The following is a 15,020-nucleotide window of genomic DNA, read 5'->3' as shown; positions in this document are numbered from 1 at the left end:
CCTGTGACCGTTACATGGAGGCCGGGGGTCCGTCGCGCTCGAAAGGCACCGAACAAGTCTTGACCCGTGCGTTCCGCACGGGGACCTCGTGACAGGCATGACTGTCCGCGACCGTGCCGCCCCTCCTTGTCGACGTAGCCGAGCGCCCCCGCTTCGGCGGCCCGTTTCAGCAATCCGGGTCTGTTCGCACCGGCAAGCACCACCAGTCGCGGCGGAGTGGTGCCGGGCTCCACCGGGCGCAGGTCGCCCAGCGGTGGCACGCCATGGGTGCCGGAGCTGTCGACGTCCGCAGCGCACACGTCCGGCCGTACAACCGGACCCGCCCCCGTGCGCTGTGCCACGGCGTGTCGTCCACGCGGAGCCCCGGTTCCCGGCGTAACCACTCCGCCAGGCCCGACCTCACCGGACACGCGTCGTGCACCAGAAGTACCCGGATCACCGCCGCCCCCTCAGCCGTACCTCGGCTCTTCGGTTCATGGCGTTGAACGCGTGCCCCATTCTTGGCGTCCGCGACCGTTCATGGGCGCGAAGATCCGGCCATCAAGGCGCGCGGGGGCGCACGCCCGGCGCCTGTACGCCGCCGCGCGCTTCGGCTGCGTGGGGAATGTGCCGGGACGAACGGGGTACGCGGAGGCCGCTCGGTGCGAGGGCCGGTGCCGCTCTCGCCGTGCGCCCGGCGCCGCCACGAGGGAGTCTTGACCCCGAGGACGCGACGCGCGGCCGGACGAGGAGGTGGTCGGGCGTGTCCGACAGGATGGGGGCCCCTCCCGCGTCGGCCACACCCGGCCTGGAGGAGACGGCGGCCGACGCGACCCGGTCCGGCCTGCCGCCGCTGCTGTCGTTCGCGCTGGCCTCGTTGATGGAGGAGGTCCAGGCGCATTCCGGCGCGATCTATCTGCTCGCCGCCGACGAGCCGGTCCTGGAGATGGCGGTGACGGCGGGGCTGCCCCGGGCCTTCGTGGCGCCCTGGGAGCGGGTCGGGCTGAGCACGCCGATCCCGGTGGCGGAGGCGGTGCGCGAGCGGCGCCTGGTGTGGGTCGGCGGCGAGGAGGACATGGCACGCCGGTATCCGCGGATCGCGGTGGTGCTGCCCTATCCGTTCGCGATCGCCGCGGCGCCCGTGGCGACGTCGGACACCGTGTACGGGGCGCTGTACGTGACCTGGCCCGGTTCGCATCCGACGGTGCTGTCCGACCGGGAACGGGCGAAGCTGACCTCGGCGGCCGGCCGGCTGGCGAAGCAGCTGGAGCGGGCCGGCCGGGAGCACCGTGCGCTGCGGGCCGAGCCGGATCTGCTGGCGGCGCCGGCGTCCGGGGTGGCGGGCACGCTGGGCACGGTGGAGGCGGCGCGGATGGTGGCGCGGCTGCCGTACGGGCTGCTCTCGCTCGATCTGCACGGGCGGGTCGCCTTCGCCAACGAGGCGGCGGCCGAGTTGCTCGGCGTCCAGGTCGGTGACCTGCTCGACGCCCAGCCGTGGGTGTCGGTGCCCTGGCTGAACGACCCGATGTACGAGGACCGCTACCGGGCGGCGCTGATCAGCCAGCATGTGACGTCGTTCGTGGCGCTGAAGCCGCCGGGCGACTGGCTGTCGTTCCGGATGTATCCGAGCACGACCGGGCTGACCACCCGGATCAGCCGGGCACGGGCGGTCGCGGAGATGGTGGGCGCGCTGCCGCGCGCCAACGCGGCGCCCGGTTCCCGGCTGGTCACCATCTCGCAGGTGCTGAGCCTGGCCGGGGCGCTGACGGAGGCCGTCGGTGTGCAGGACGTGGTGCAGCTGGTGGCCGACGAGGTGGCCCCGGCCGTCGGCAGCCAGGCGCTGGTCATCCTCGGGTCCCGGGGCGGACGCCTGCACGTCCTCGGGCAGCGCGGGTACGACGATCCACGGACCGTGGAGCGCTTCGACGGCCTGCCCCTGGCCCAGCGGACGCCCGGCACCCATGTCCTGAACACCGGTGTGCCCGCGTTCTTCGAGTCGAAGCAGCAGCTGGGGCGGTTGTATCCGGGCCGGAACGAGGCTCCGGACGGGTTCGCCGCCTGGGCGTATCTGCCGCTGATCGCGTCGGGCCGGCCGGTGGGCACCTGTGTCCTCGCCTACGCCGAGCCGCATGCCTTCCCCGCGGACGAGCGCGCGGTGCTGACCAGTCTCGGCGGGCTCGTCGCGCAGGCGCTGGAGCGGGCCATGCTCTACGACGCGAAGAACCAGCTGGCGCACGGTCTGCAGGCGGCCCTGCTGCCACACTCGCTGACCCCTCCGCCCGGCATCGAGGCGGCCGCGCGCTATCTGCCCGCCATGCACGGCATGGAGATCGGCGGCGACTTCTACGACCTGGTGCCGACCCGGCCGCTGGCGGCGGCGGTGATCGGGGACGTCCAGGGGCACAACGTGACGGCGGCCGGGCTGATGGGCCAGATCCGTACCGGGGTACGGGCCTTCACCACCGTCGGGCAGGCGCCGGAGGAGGTGATGCGGAGCACCAATCGGCTCCTCATCGACTTCGGGGCGGATCTGTTCGCGAGCTGTCTGTATCTGCGGCTGGATCCGGAGCGGGGGCGGGCGGTGATGGCCCGGGCCGGGCATCCGCCGCCGTTGCTGAGACGCCCGGACGGGCGGGTACGGGTACTCGACCTGGCCGGCGGCCCGCTGCTCGGCATCGACGCGGAGGCGACGTACCCGACCACCGAGGTGTCGCTGGCGCCGGGCTCGGTGCTCGCCCTCTACACCGACGGGCTGGTCGAGTCACCCGGTGTGGACATCGAGGACGCGCTGGTCGATCTGGGCGAACTGCTCGCGGAGAACGGGGACCAGCCGCTGGACAAGCTCGCCGACACGCTCGTGCGGCACAGTGCGGCGGCGCAGGAGCGTGTCGACGACGTTGCGGTGCTCTTGCTCAGAGCATGTCCCGTCAGCTGACGGCCGCGGGCTGCGATGCGGTCCGGCCCTCCCGCCGGAGGGCCGGACCGTCCACCACCGGCCAAAACCGCTGGCAGGGCGGGCGGTGGGTCAGTGGGACGACGAACCGTCGTTGGCCGAGGAGCCGTCGTTCACACCGGTGCCGGTGCCGGACTGCTCACCGGTGCCGGTCTCGTCGCCCGTCGCGTCGCCGGTGCCGGTCTCGTCGCCGGTGCCGCTCTGGTCGCCGGCCGTCGCGGACGGGTCGGCGGCGCCGCCGATCTGGTCGCCGCCGGCCTGGTCACCGGCACCGTTCTCGTCACCGGCCGTCGCGGACGGGTCGGCCGTGGCCCCGGCGTCACCGGCGCCCGCGCCCGCGCCCGCGTCGCCGAGGGTCGCGCCGGTCGCCTGGAGGGCGGCGGTCACCGGCTGGAAGAAGGTCTCGCCGCCGGAGGTGCAGTCGCCGCTGCCGCCGGAGGTCATACCGACCGCGCCGCCGTCCTGGGTGAACAGCGAGCCGCCGCTGTCGCCGGCCTCGGCACAGACGTTGGTCTGGATGAGGCCGGTGACGGTGTCGACGCCGTTGGGGTCGGTCTCGCTCTGGAAGTTGACGGTGGCGTCGAGGCCGGTGACCTGGCCGTCGTGCAGCCCGGTGGTGGAGCCCATCCGGAACACGGTCTCGCCGACGGTGGCGTCGACGGCCTGGTTGATGGCGACGGTCTGGCCGTTGCCGACGTTGACCTCGCTCGGCGCCTGGGTGGTGGCGTCGTTGTACTTGACGAGCGAGAAGTCGCCGTCGCCGGGGAAGGTGGCCTGGTCCACGGTGGCGATCGGCTCGCCGGTCTCGGAGTCGGACCAGTCCTTGGCGGCGACCCCGCAGTGCCCGGCCGTCAGGAAGGCGGGGCTGCCGTCCGAGGCGGTGACGTTGAAGCCGAGGGAGCAGCGGACGGTGCCGTCGGCGACCTGGGAGAAGATCGCGTCGCCGCCGGAGACCAGGGGCTTGAAGGTGCCCGCCGACTTCTTGAGGGTCGCCATGTTCGAGCCGAGGCCCTGCACCGTCGACTCCAGCGTGTCCCATTTGGTGCCGGTGACGGTGCTGTCGGCGGTGACCACGACCTTGTTGGTCTTCGGGTCGACGGCCCAGGCGGTGCCCGGGATGGTCGCCTTGGTCTTCAGGGTGCTGGCGACCGCCGCCAGCTCGGAGTTGCTGTTCTGCACCTGGCGGACGACCGCGCCGGCCTTCTCCGCCTGGACGACTGTGTTGCTGTCGCCGTTGATGACGTTGACGACGAGCTGCTGCTTGCCGCTGTCGTAGTACGACCCGGCGAAGGCCTGGCCGAGCAGGTTCTGAAGCTGCGCGGCCAGATCCGAGGCGTCGGTCGCCGACTTGAGCGTCTTGGGAGCGGTGGCAGTGGCGCCGGAGGCGTTGTCCTGAGACGCGTTGGCCATCGGCAGCAGAAAAGCCGCAGCTCCGAGCGCGGCGACACCACCCACCGCGATAGCGGCCTTGCGCTTCGGAATTCGCTTGTGACTCAAACTTCTCGACCTCCAAGGGACGGAGTGTCTGCCGTGTTCGGGCAGTCGTTCGTGAGCGGCGCCTGGATGGCCATAGGTACGGGCGGGTCACGTGGTGCGTTCAACTCCGGTTCTTAACTTCCTTTGGCCAAGGGCGAATCGGCCACGCCACACGGATCTCGGGACGGTGCTGGGTGCCGTGCCGCCGGTCCGGGAACAATCCCCCATATGCCGATGACCGCCGCCGAAGCCGACAAGATCGTCTCCGCCGACTTCGCCCTCCGGGTGCTCGATCCCGGGCTGTCCGTCAAGTCAGTGGGCGAGAACCGGGCGTTGCCGCGTCCACCCTGGTCAGACCGGTTGTCCCGGGAGGGCGGCGGGCTGTCGGGGCAGGCGCTGACGGCGGTGGCCGACACGGCGGCCTCGGCCGCGGTCTCGGCGGCCCGGGGTGGCTTCGTGCCGACGACGACGGTGCGGCGGTCGACGTCGTCCAGGCGCGCGGTGCGCGGTTCGGATGTCCTGATCGAAGCGGTACTGAGCGGACTCGGCCGCCGGACGGCGTTCGCCGACATCACGATGAGCGACGAGCGGTCGGGGGCGCTCGCGGCCCGGGCGGGCACGGTCCACGCATTCCTGGGATGAAAGTCCGCACCCCCGGACGGACACGGTCAGCAATCGTTCATCGACGGTCCGTCGCGATCACGTACCGGAATCCTTGCTTCAGGGAATCTGCACATCCACTACCCAAGCAGGTCACGCGGAGCGGCGGATCTGCACAACCGCACGCCCCCGGCCGTGGCTTTGGCGCGGAGTGCCGGATTCGCCACCGGAGGGCAAGCCGTGCGGCTGCGGCAAAGTCGTGCGGTGTGTGAAGGAGTCGCCGACAAGACGTGCCCACGCCTGCACGGATAAGCCCTCCTGAGGCTCAAGTTCCCAGGTGAGACGCTTGGTTGATTGGATGCCCGGACCGCGGGCGTGCTTTGATCCATCGCACCGCGGGGTCGTCAACGGCTCCCGGAGACGGGCGCCCGGCGCCTGCGGTCGCGGCCATCCGTACTGTCCCCAAAGGGCCGTTGGGGGGCCGCTCTCCCCCTTGTGAATATCCATATGAAGGGAAGTTCCACCATGAACTCCACCCCCCAGGTTGAGACCGTCGAGATCTCCGACGCCGAGCTCGACAACGTCTCCGGCGGCCTGTCCCTGAACGCCGTCGGCACCGTCACCGGCCTGGTGGACAGCGTTGCCCCGGTTTCCGGCCTGGTCAACACGGTTGTCGGCACCGTCGAGGGTGTCACCGGCCTGAACACCCAGCCGGTCACCAACCTGGTCGCCGGTCTCTGATCGCACCTCGTTGCCGCTGAGTCCCGGAGCCGTACCCCGGCCCCGGGGCTCTCGGGTGTTTTGGGCACCCCTCCGAGACACCCCTTTCACCAGCGTCTCTCCCACAGGTGAGGGAAAGTTCCGTGCAGTTCCGCCAACAGGCCCTCGCCAAGCTCCAGTCGCCGGAGGAGCTCGATCTTCCGGTGCGTTTCGCCCGCCCGCAGGGCTGGCTCGCGCTGTCCGTCTCGGTCGTCGTGATGGCGGCGGCCTCGGTGTGGGCGGTGACCGGTTCGGTCGCCTCCACCGTGAGCGCGCAGGCCATCCTCACCCACGGGCAGGGCAGTTACATCCTGCAGAGCCCGGTCGCGGGGCAGGTCACGGCCGTCCTCGCCGAGCAGGGCGAACGGCTGCCGGCCAACGCCCCCGTCCTGAAGGTGCGCACCAACCAGGGCGACTCGGTGGTGCGCACGGTCGCCGCGGGCCGGATCAGCGCGCTCGCCGCCACCATCGGGCAGATCATCCAGACCGGTGCGAACGTCGCCGCCGTGGAGAAGATCGCCCATGCCTCGGACCCGCTCTACGCCACGGTCTACGTCCCCGCCGAGAACGCCTCCGCCATCCCCGCCGACACCCCGGTCGACCTGACCGTGTCCTCGGTGTCGACACAGGAGTACGGAGTGCTGCGCGGCCATGTGAAGTCGGTGGACCGCGCCGCCCAGTCGGCCCAGTCGATCTCCGCGTTCCTCGGGGACAGCCAGCTCGGCGAGCAGTTCACCAGGAAGGGCCGCCCGGTGGCGGTCCTCGTCCGGCTGGACCCGTCGAGGAAGACGAAGAGCGGCTACAAGTGGTCCTCGGCGGACGGACCGCCGTTCAGCCTCGACTCCATGACCCTGGCCTCGGGCGCGATCCGGCTGGCCGACCAGCACCCCGTCGATTGGCTGCTCCCGTGACCACCGCCCAGGAGACCCGCGGCCGCCGTCGTGCCGCCCCGCCCAAGCGACCGGTGCCCAAGGGCCGCGGCGGCACGGTCCGCACCCCCAGCGTGCTCCAGATGGAGGCCGTCGAGTGCGGCGCCGCCTCCCTCGCCATGGTCCTCGGCCACTACGGCCGCCATGTCCCGCTGGAGGAGTTGCGCATCGCCTGCGGTGTCTCCCGCGACGGCTCGCGCGCCAGCAACCTGCTGAAAGCGGCCCGCAGTTACGGCCTCACCGCCAAGGGCATGCAGATGGACCTGGCCGCCCTCGCCGACGTGCAGGCCCCGGCAATCCTGTTCTGGGAGTTCAACCACTACGTCGTCTACGACGGCATGGGCCGTCGCTTCGGCCGCCGCGGCGTCTTCGTCAACGACCCCGCCAAGGGCCGCCGGTTCGTGCCCATGGAGGAGTTCGACGGCAGCTTCACCGGCGTCGTACTGATCCTCGAGCCGGGCGACGGCTTCGAGAGGGGCGGCCGCAAGCCCGGCGTCCTCGGCGCGATGCCGGCCCGGCTGCGCGGCACCGCGGGCACCATGCCGGCGGCGGTGCTGGCCAGCCTGCTGCTGGTGGTCGTGGGCGCGGCGGTACCCGCGCTCAGCCGCCAGTACATCGACATGTTCCTCATCGGCGGCCAGACCTCGCTGCTCACCGTGCTGTTCGCCGCGATGGGCACCTGCGTGCTGCTCACCCTCGCCCTGACCTGGCTGCAACAGGCGAACCTGCTGCACGGCCGGATCGTCTCCTCCACCCTGTCCAGCGCCCGCTTCCTGCGCCATCTGCTGCGACTGCCGGTGACCTTCTTCTCCCAGCGCAGCCCGGCCGACCTGGTCCAGCGCCTGCAGTCCAACGACCAGGTCGCCGAGACCCTGGCCCGCGACCTCGCGGCGGCCGGCGTGGACGCGGTGGTCGTGGTCCTCTACGCGGTGCTCCTCTACACCTACGACTCGCAGCTCACCTTCCTCGGCATCGGCGTGGCGCTGCTGAACATCGTGGCGATGCGGTTCGTCGTACGGCTGCGCGCGACCCGGACCGCCAAGCTGCGCGCGGACACCGCCCGGCTCACCAACACCTCCTACACCGGCCTCCAGCTGATCGAGACGATGAAGGCGACCGGCGGCGAGGACGGTTACTTCCGCAAGTGGGCCGGGCAGCACGCGAGCACGCTGGAGGAGCAGCAGCGGCTCGGGGTGCCCAGCGCCTGGCTCGGGGTGGTGGCACCGACGCTCGCCACCCTCAACAGCGCGCTGATCCTGTGGATCGGCGGGATGCGGGCGGTCGAGGGCGGTATCTCGGTCGGCCTCCTGGTCGCCTTCCAGTCCCTGGTCACCCGCTTCACCGCCCCGCTCACCCGGCTGAACGGCGTCGCGGGCCGGATCCAGGACTTCGCGGCCGACGTGGCCCGCCTCAAGGACGTGGAGAACTTCCAGGCCGACCCGATCTACGCCCGCCCCGGCTCCGGCGACTCCACCCGGCGACTGCACGGCCATGTCGAGCTGGAGAACATCACCTTCGGCTACAGCCCGCTCGACAAACCCCTGCTCACCGGCTTCGACCTGACCGTCGGCCCCGGCCGGCAGGTGGCCCTGGTGGGCGGCTCGGGCAGCGGCAAGTCGACGGTCTCCCGGCTGATCTCGGGCCTGTACGCCCCCTGGGAGGGCGTGATCCGCATCGACGGGCAGCGCCTGGAGGACATCCCGCGCGGCGCCCTGGCCGCCTCCGTCTCCTTCGTCGACCAGGACGTCTTCCTCTTCGAGGGCTCGGTACGCGACAACGTGGCGCTGTGGGACCCGTCGATCCCGGACGAGGCGGTGGTGGAGGCGCTGCGGGACGCGGCCCTGTACGACGTGGTGGCGCGCAGGCCCGGCGGCATCCACAGCAAGGTCGAGCAGGACGGCCGCAACTTCTCCGGCGGCCAGCGCCAACGTCTGGAGATCGCGCGGGCGCTGGTGCGCAGGCCGAGCATCCTCGTGCTCGACGAGGTGACCAGCGCGCTGGACGCCGAGACCGAGCTGACCGTCATGGACAACCTGCGCCGGCGCGGCTGCGCCTGCGTGGTGATCGCGCACCGGCTGAGCACGGTCCGCGACAGCGACGAGATCGTCGTGCTCCAGCACGGCACGATCGTGGAGCGCGGGCGGCACGACGCGTTGGTGGCACACGGCGGGGCGTACGCCGCGCTGGTCAGGGAGCGATGAGATGACGACCGCAGACGACGGCGACCTCGTTCTCGGCGCGCTCGGCTCACTGGGCGCCCGGATCGACTGCACCGGTTTCAACCGCCTGGACCTCGAAGGGCCGCAGGTGCTGTGGCTGGTGGTGTCCGGTGCCCTGGACCTGTTCGCGGTGGACGCCGAACAGCAGGGTCACTGGCACCACCTGGGCCGGCTGGAGGCCGGTGCTCTCCTGCTCGGCCCGGTCGCCGGACCCCAGCACACCCTGGTGGCCCGCCCGTTGCGGGACTGCGTGGTCCACCGCATCGGCCTGCGCGAGCTGTACCAGCCCGCCTCCACCCAGACCTGGTCCTACGACGAGTACGGCAACCCCCAGTACGTGCCGCCGACCACCAGCCCCCTGGAGTACGCGCTCGCACTCGGCGTCGGCCGTGGCCTGTCGGTCCTCTTCCAGGCCCCGATGGCCGCCAGTGAGCGGGCCGCGGCCCCCACCGACGACGACGTCTTCTGGATGCAGGTGCCGCCGGGCAGCGCGCAGTACGGCTCGCTGTACGGCGCCGAGGCGGCCGCCGACCTGCTGATGGACCCGGCGCTGTGGCAGAGCATGGTCGACCAGCAGTACCGGCTGCTCACCACGCTGGACCGGTGGATCGAGCAGCTGGAGCACACCCACGAGACCCGCACCGCGGCCGGTATCAAGGCCGGCGAGGCGGTCCGCGCCCAGGCCGACCGCACCCTGCTCGCCTCCATCGGCAAGGCGGCCAAGCGCACCACGGCCGCCGACGCCGACGCCTCCTACGCGGCCTGCCAACTGGTCGCCCAGGCGGCCGGCATCACCCTCGCCGACCCCGCGCAGAGCGGCACCGAGAGCGACCGCATCGATCCGGTCGAACGGGTGGCCCTGGCGTCCCGGGTGCGTATCCGGGCGGTACGCCTGGACGGCCGGTGGTGGCGGGACAACGTGGGACCGCTCGTCGGACACCGGGCCCTGTCCGGCGCTCCGGTCGCGCTGCTGTGGCGGCGCGGCGGATATGTCGCCGTCCATCCGGCGACCGGCCGGGAGACGCCGATCGAGAAGGCGAACGCCGAGGAGTTCGAGCCGCGCGCGGTGATGTTCTACCGCCCGCTGCCCGACAAGGCGCTCACCCCGCTCGGCCTGCTCCGGTTCAGTCTGCGCGGCACCCGCGGCGACCTCGGCAGTCTGCTCCTCGCCGGGCTGGTGACCGTCGCGATCGGCTCACTGGTGCCGATCGCGACCGGCAAGGTGCTGGGCGAGTACGTGCCGAAGGCCCAGACGAACCTGATCGTGCAGGTCTGCCTGGCGGTGATGATCAGCGCGGTGGTGTCGGCTGCGTTCACGCTCCTGGAGAACCTCACCATCCTCCGGCTGGAGGGCCGGATCGAGGCGACCCTCCAGCCGGCCGTCTGGGACCGGCTGCTGCGGCTGCCCACGAAGTTCTTCACCCAGCGCTCGACCGGTGAGCTGGCGAGCGCGGCCATGGGCATCAGCGCGATCCGCCGGCTGCTGGCGGGCGTCGGCCCGGTGGTCGCCCAGTCGGTGACCGTCGGGGCGATGAACCTGGGCCTGCTGTTCTGGTTCAGCGTCCCGATGGCGCTGGCCGCGCTGGGGATGCTCGTCGTCATCGGCGCTCTGTTCCTGGGGCTCGGGCTGTGGCAGGTGCGCTGGCAGCGCAAGCTCGTGGTGCTCGGCAACAAGCTGAACAACCAGGCCTTCCAGACCCTGCGGGGTCTGCCCAAGCTGCGGGTGGCGGCGGCCGAGAACTACGCGTACGCGGCCTGGGCGGGCGAGTTCGCGCGCAGCCGTGAACTCCAGCAGAAGGTGGGCCGGATCAAGAACCTCACCACCGTGCTGGGCTCGGTCTATCTCCCGGTCTGCACCCTGCTGATGTTCATGCTGCTGGCGGGCCCGGCGAAGGGCGCCATGGACGCGGCGGCCTTCCTCACCTTCAACACGTCGGTGACGATGCTGCTCACCTCGGTCACCCAGCTGACCGGTTCCTTCGTGTCGGCGGTGGCCGCGCTGCCGCTGTTCGAGGAGATCAGGCCGGTCCTGGAGGCCGCCCCTGAGGTGCGCACCGCCAGCACCCGGCCAGGCCCGCTGTCCGGCGGCATCGAGGCCCGCCGTCTCTCCTTCCGGTACGCGGACGACGGTCCCCTCGTCCTCGACGACGTCTCCTTCGAGGTGCGGCCGGGCGAGTTCGTGGCGATCGTCGGTCCCAGCGGCTGTGGCAAGTCGACGCTGCTGCGACTGCTGATCGGCTTCGACAAGCCGGTCTCGGGGAGCGTGCTGTACGACGGCCAGGACCTGGGCGCGCTCGACCAGTCCGCGGTGCGCCGGCAGTGCGGGGTGGTGCTCCAGCACGCGCAGCCGTTCACCGGCTCGATCCTGGACGTCATCTGCGGCACCGAGCCGTACACGCCCGAGGAGGCGATGGCGGCGGCCGAGATGGCGGGCCTCGCCGAGGACATCAAGCGGATGCCGATGGGACTGCACACGATCGTCGCCGGGAGCGGCGCCGTCTCGGGCGGCCAGCGGCAGCGGCTGATGATCGCCCAGGCGCTGATCCGGCGGCCCCGCATCCTGTTCTTCGACGAGGCCACCAGCGCCCTGGACAACGACACCCAGCGCACGGTCATCGAGAGCACCCGCAAGCTGAACGCCACCCGGATCGTCATCGCCCACCGGCTGTCGACGGTCATGGACGCCGACCGGGTGGTCGTGATGGAGGACGGCAAGGTCGCCCAGCAGGGCCCGCCGGCCCAGCTGCTCGCCGACACCGGCGGGCGCCTGCACGAGCTGGTGCGACGGCAGCTGGCGTGACCGGTCAGGCGTCCAGGCCGGGGACGGGGGCGCCGGAGGGGAACCCGGCGGCCAGACAGGCGTCGTAGAACTCACGCCAGTCGGCGGCGTCCTCGGAGTGCGGACCCGCGTGACCCTCGCCGCGGGCCAGGGCGTCCAGGGCGAGCAGGCAGACCTCCCAGCCGGCGGCGTTGCGGGCGGCCGCGTTCTCCTCGGCCAGCGCCTGGGTCAGGGTGAACCGGGTGCGCTTCGCGTCCAGCGCTTCGAGGCCGAAGTCCAGTTCGTCGCCGCCCCAGGTGAAGGACAGGTGCCGCGGTTCGTCGACGGCGAGCACCGTGCCGGTGGCGTTCGCCTGGCGGGGGTCGCCGCTGAACCGGACGGTGCCGCCGTCGCGCGGCTCGATGTCGAGACGCGACGGGAACCAGTGGGCCGACTCGTCCGGATCGGTCACGAACCGCCAGACGCGCTCGGCGGGGTGGTCGTAGGTACGGGTGAATCGGACGGCGGAGCGGCCGTCGTCGAGAGTGACATAGGTGCCGGTGAGTTCGGCGGCCATGGGGATCAGTCCTTCGAGGAGTGTGCGGTCGCTTCCCTATTCCCGCTCTGACCTGCGGGTAACATCCCCAGCCCGGACCGTGTACGGGCCCACGCCGCCCTGGCGTGGTGCGCCCTGCCTTGCCCGTGCCACGCGCCCGGCGCAGTCTGGTCCCATGGGCGCTCACGACGGCCCCACTCTCATCGCGTCCGTACAGCGGGCCCTGCGCCTGCTGGAGGCGGTGAGTGCGCACGAGAACGGCGCGCCGGCGAAACAGCTGGCACGCGAGACCGAGCTGCCCCTGGCCACCGCCTACCACCTGCTGCGCACGCTGGTGCACGACGGGTACGTGCGGAAACTGGGTGACGGCGGTTTCATCCTGGGCGACAAGGTGGAGTCGCTGTATTCGGCGGGCCACACACAGACGCTGCTGAGCCGTGTCCGTCCGGCGCTCGCCGCCCTGCGTGACGAGCTGTCCGCTGCCGCCTACCTCACGTTCTACGAGGACGGTGAGATCCGGGTCGCCGAGATCGTGGACGGCCCCCGTACTCCGCGGGTGGATCTGTGGGTGGGGTTCGAGGACGCCGGACATGCCACCGCCCTGGGCAAGTCCGTGCTGCGCGAGCTGGACACGGATGCCCGCCGGGACTATCTGTCCCGGCACCACCTCCCCGATCTCACACCGCGCACGATCACCAGTGTTCCGGAGCTGCTGCGCAGGATCGAGACGTCCCCTTCGGCGCCCGCCGTCACGGACCTCGAGGAGTACGCGCTGGGCACGGTCTGCGTCGCCGTGCCCGTCTACAGCGGGGACATACTGGGCTCGCTCGGAGTCTCGCTGCCGGTGGAACGGCTGGCCCAGTTGCAGGGGATCCCGGCGCGCCTGCTCCCGGTCGCGAGCCGTGTGACCAGAAGTCTCTCGCTCACTATCTGAAATTCCGCTCCTTGTGGCTGCCCACGCCCAAGCCGTTTGCTTGATGAAACGGACATTCCGGGTGTACATCTCCGTACAGGCGAGGACTGCGACACAAACATGAGCCAGGCCCCCCATCACAACGGCGACCACGCGTCGATGCGGCTGTTCGGCAACCGTACCGCCGGTGCCCGGGGAGCTGGCTGCAGGCGTGCCACCGGGCAGCCGACTCCGGGACTGTCCCTGCTGCCGGTTCTGGTCGTCGCCGTCGTCGTGCTCGTCGACAACACCGGTGGGGCGGGGACGATCTGGCTGCCCCTGCTGGCGGCGGGACCCGCGCTGGCCGCCGCCACCAGCGGGCCGCGTGGTGTGCTCTGCGTCGGATTCCTCGCCGCGACACTGGGCGCGACGCTGGGCACCGGCCAGGATGTTCCGGCAGGTGAGCTGGCGGCCGTACTGTCCGGTCTGCCGGCCGTCACCGCGGCGAGCACCCTGGCCAGCGGGCTGCGTCACCGTCGGGAGCGCGTACTCGCCGCCGTTCGCTCGGTCGCCGAAGCCGCCCAGCACGCAGTGCTCCAGCCCGTCCCGGAGACCGTCGGCCCGTTCCAGGTGGCCGTCCGTTACAGCGCCGCGGCGGCGGAGGCCCGGATCGGCGGGGACCTCTACGCCCTGGTGCCCACCCCGCACGGCATCAGGCTGATCGTCGGCGACGTCCGCGGCAAGGGGCTGCCCGCCGTGGGAACCGTCGCACTCGTGCTCGGGGTGTTCCGCGAGGCCGCTTACGACGAGCCCGACCTGCTGGCCGTCGTCAACAGGATCGAGCGCAGCCTGGCCCGCAATCTCGGCCCGGACGACTTCGTCACCGCCGTGGTCGCCGGATGCCCCCGGTCGGGCCCCTTGGAGGTCGTCAACTGCGGGCACGCCCCTCCGCTGCTGATATCCGCCTCGGGAGACGTCACGGCGGTGGAAGCCGCTCATCCCGCGCCGCCGCTCGGGCTGCGCGCCCTGTCGGGCCAGGCGCCCCGCCTCCAGCACCTGTCCTTCGCGGTGGGAGACCAGCTGCTGCTCTACACCGACGGGGTCACCGAGGCCCGCGATCACGATCGCGAGTTCTATCCGCTGGCCGAAGGCGTGGCCCGTCATGTGTCGGACGACCCGGCACACACGCTCACCGCGCTCCATGACGAGTTGCTGACCCACGTGGGCGGCCGGCTGCACGACGACGCCGCCCTGCTCCTGCTCCGCAAGCAGACAGCGGACGGGCAGGTATCCGTGCCGGCCCCGGCGGAGGCCGCGCTCTAGAGCTGCTGTCCCGGGACCAGATCGGCCCACCGGGTGACCCCGCCGAGGTGGACATGTATCCCATGACGGGTCGCCAGGGCGTGGACGATCGTCTCGCCGCGGCCGTGCTCGTCCGGGTCGATCCCGGCGGGGCACCACCCGGAAGAGAGCTCGGCCCCCGCGTCGGAGACCTCGATACGCAGGGTGGGAGCACCGTCACCGGGCACCCAGGACAGTCGCAGCACGGCCGGGGGACGGGCGTGGATGATCGCGTTGGTCACCAGCTCCGACACCACGAGCAGCGCGTCCTCGACGATCTCGGCAGACACGTTCCAGTCCCCGAGTACGGCCGCCGCACGTCGGCGCACGGCCGAGACGGCCCCGGCGACGGGCGGTACTGGACACACATGTTCGTATACCGGCCGAAGGAGCGTCTTGAGGTGTACCGCCATGGTCTCTCCCGGTGATCTGTGCTACCGGTACGGCGCCACGTGTCCACGCATTCCGGCCTCATTGCAAGTTATGGACTCAAATCAGGACGGTCAATGAACGTGGGTCGGCATTACCGAACGTGGATCTTCCCGATGCCTGCGCGGC

At 71.5% G+C, this 15,020-nt stretch carries 11 protein-coding genes; 8 read left to right on the top strand and 3 right to left on the bottom strand.

Features of this window, described 5'->3' with window-relative positions:
- The first annotated feature begins 754 nt into the window (after window positions 1-754).
- The gene (locus AB0D59_RS11275) at window positions 755-2,914 is read left to right on the top strand and encodes a SpoIIE family protein phosphatase (RefSeq protein WP_362564166.1); all 2,160 of its coding nucleotides are present in this window, start codon (window positions 755-757) and stop codon (window positions 2,912-2,914) included.
- Window positions 2,915-3,004: 90 nt separating this feature from the next.
- Here the strand turns inward: AB0D59_RS11275 and AB0D59_RS11270 are convergent, their stop codons facing one another.
- A complete protein-coding gene (locus tag AB0D59_RS11270) occupies window positions 3,005-4,429 on the bottom strand; it encodes a S1 family peptidase (protein ID WP_362563646.1) in 1,425 nt (474 codons plus the stop codon).
- Between the two features lie 207 nt (window positions 4,430-4,636).
- Here AB0D59_RS11270 and AB0D59_RS11265 point away from each other — a divergent pair, with 207 nt between their 5' ends.
- From AB0D59_RS11265 to AB0D59_RS11245, 5 genes are all read left to right on the top strand, one after another.
- Window positions 4,637-5,050 carry a hotdog domain-containing protein gene (locus AB0D59_RS11265; RefSeq protein ID WP_362563643.1) on the top strand — a complete coding sequence of 138 codons (414 nt, stop codon included), beginning with the start codon at window positions 4,637-4,639 and terminating at the stop codon, window positions 5,048-5,050.
- Between the two features lie 483 nt (window positions 5,051-5,533).
- A complete protein-coding gene (locus AB0D59_RS11260; protein WP_293991413.1) occupies window positions 5,534-5,749 on the top strand; it encodes a type A2 lantipeptide in 216 nt (71 codons plus the stop codon).
- Window positions 5,750-5,871: 122 nt separating this feature from the next.
- The gene (locus AB0D59_RS11255; RefSeq protein ID WP_362563640.1) at window positions 5,872-6,678 is read left to right on the top strand and encodes an HlyD family efflux transporter periplasmic adaptor subunit; all 807 of its coding nucleotides are present in this window, start codon (window positions 5,872-5,874) and stop codon (window positions 6,676-6,678) included.
- Entirely contained in the window at window positions 6,675-8,897 is a 2,223-nt protein-coding gene (locus AB0D59_RS11250) for an NHLP family bacteriocin export ABC transporter peptidase/permease/ATPase subunit (RefSeq protein ID WP_362563638.1), read from the top strand. Before AB0D59_RS11255 ends, AB0D59_RS11250 begins: the two co-directional genes overlap by 4 nt.
- Before the next feature lies 1 nt (window position 8,898).
- Window positions 8,899-11,715 carry an NHLP bacteriocin export ABC transporter permease/ATPase subunit gene (locus tag AB0D59_RS11245; protein WP_362563635.1) on the top strand — a complete coding sequence of 939 codons (2,817 nt, stop codon included), beginning with the start codon at window positions 8,899-8,901 and terminating at the stop codon, window positions 11,713-11,715.
- A gap of 4 nt (window positions 11,716-11,719) precedes the next feature.
- On the opposite strand, the gene AB0D59_RS11240 is transcribed toward AB0D59_RS11245, so the two are convergent.
- Window positions 11,720-12,250 (bottom strand): SRPBCC family protein, encoded by a 531-nt coding sequence (locus AB0D59_RS11240; RefSeq protein WP_362563633.1) that lies wholly within the window; start codon window positions 12,248-12,250, stop codon window positions 11,720-11,722.
- 154 nt (window positions 12,251-12,404) lie between these two features.
- On the opposite strand from AB0D59_RS11240, the gene AB0D59_RS11235 reads away from it, so the two are divergent.
- Both AB0D59_RS11235 and AB0D59_RS11230 read left to right on the top strand, forming a co-directional pair.
- Window positions 12,405-13,163 carry an IclR family transcriptional regulator C-terminal domain-containing protein gene (locus AB0D59_RS11235; protein ID WP_362563630.1) on the top strand — a complete coding sequence of 253 codons (759 nt, stop codon included), beginning with the start codon at window positions 12,405-12,407 and terminating at the stop codon, window positions 13,161-13,163.
- Window positions 13,164-13,262: 99 nt separating this feature from the next.
- Window positions 13,263-14,444: a PP2C family protein-serine/threonine phosphatase gene (locus AB0D59_RS11230; RefSeq protein ID WP_362563627.1), complete on the top strand. Its 1,182-nt coding sequence runs from the start codon at window positions 13,263-13,265 to the stop codon at window positions 14,442-14,444.
- Here AB0D59_RS11230 and AB0D59_RS11225 read toward each other — a convergent pair.
- Entirely contained in the window at window positions 14,441-14,875 is a 435-nt protein-coding gene (locus AB0D59_RS11225) for an ATP-binding protein (RefSeq protein WP_362563626.1), read from the bottom strand. The two genes, AB0D59_RS11230 and AB0D59_RS11225, sit on opposite strands and share 4 nt — an antisense overlap.
- Window positions 14,876-15,020: the final 145 nt, after the last annotated feature.

It is taken from the genome of Streptomyces sp. NPDC048417 (assembly GCF_040651615.1).
Lineage (GTDB): Bacteria > Actinomycetota > Actinomycetes > Streptomycetales > Streptomycetaceae > Streptomyces.
This window is presented reverse-complemented; position numbering and strand designations above follow the sequence as displayed.

Excerpts from the sequence above, each read along its gene's own strand:
- AB0D59_RS11245 (WP_362563635.1), top strand. The coding sequence starts at position 8,899 with ATGACGACCGCAGACGACGGCGACCTCGTTCTCGGCGCGCTCGGCTCA.
- AB0D59_RS11225 (WP_362563626.1), bottom strand. The coding sequence starts at position 14,875 with ATGGCGGTACACCTCAAGACGCTCCTTCGGCCGGTATACGAACATGTG.
- AB0D59_RS11265 (WP_362563643.1), top strand. The coding sequence starts at position 4,637 with ATGCCGATGACCGCCGCCGAAGCCGACAAGATCGTCTCCGCCGACTTC.
- AB0D59_RS11275 (WP_362564166.1), top strand. The coding sequence starts at position 755 with ATGGGGGCCCCTCCCGCGTCGGCCACACCCGGCCTGGAGGAGACGGCG.
- AB0D59_RS11230 (WP_362563627.1), top strand. The coding sequence starts at position 13,263 with ATGAGCCAGGCCCCCCATCACAACGGCGACCACGCGTCGATGCGGCTG.
- AB0D59_RS11240 (WP_362563633.1), bottom strand. The coding sequence starts at position 12,250 with ATGGCCGCCGAACTCACCGGCACCTATGTCACTCTCGACGACGGCCGC.
- AB0D59_RS11235 (WP_362563630.1), top strand. The coding sequence starts at position 12,405 with ATGGGCGCTCACGACGGCCCCACTCTCATCGCGTCCGTACAGCGGGCC.
- AB0D59_RS11260 (WP_293991413.1), top strand. The coding sequence starts at position 5,534 with ATGAACTCCACCCCCCAGGTTGAGACCGTCGAGATCTCCGACGCCGAG.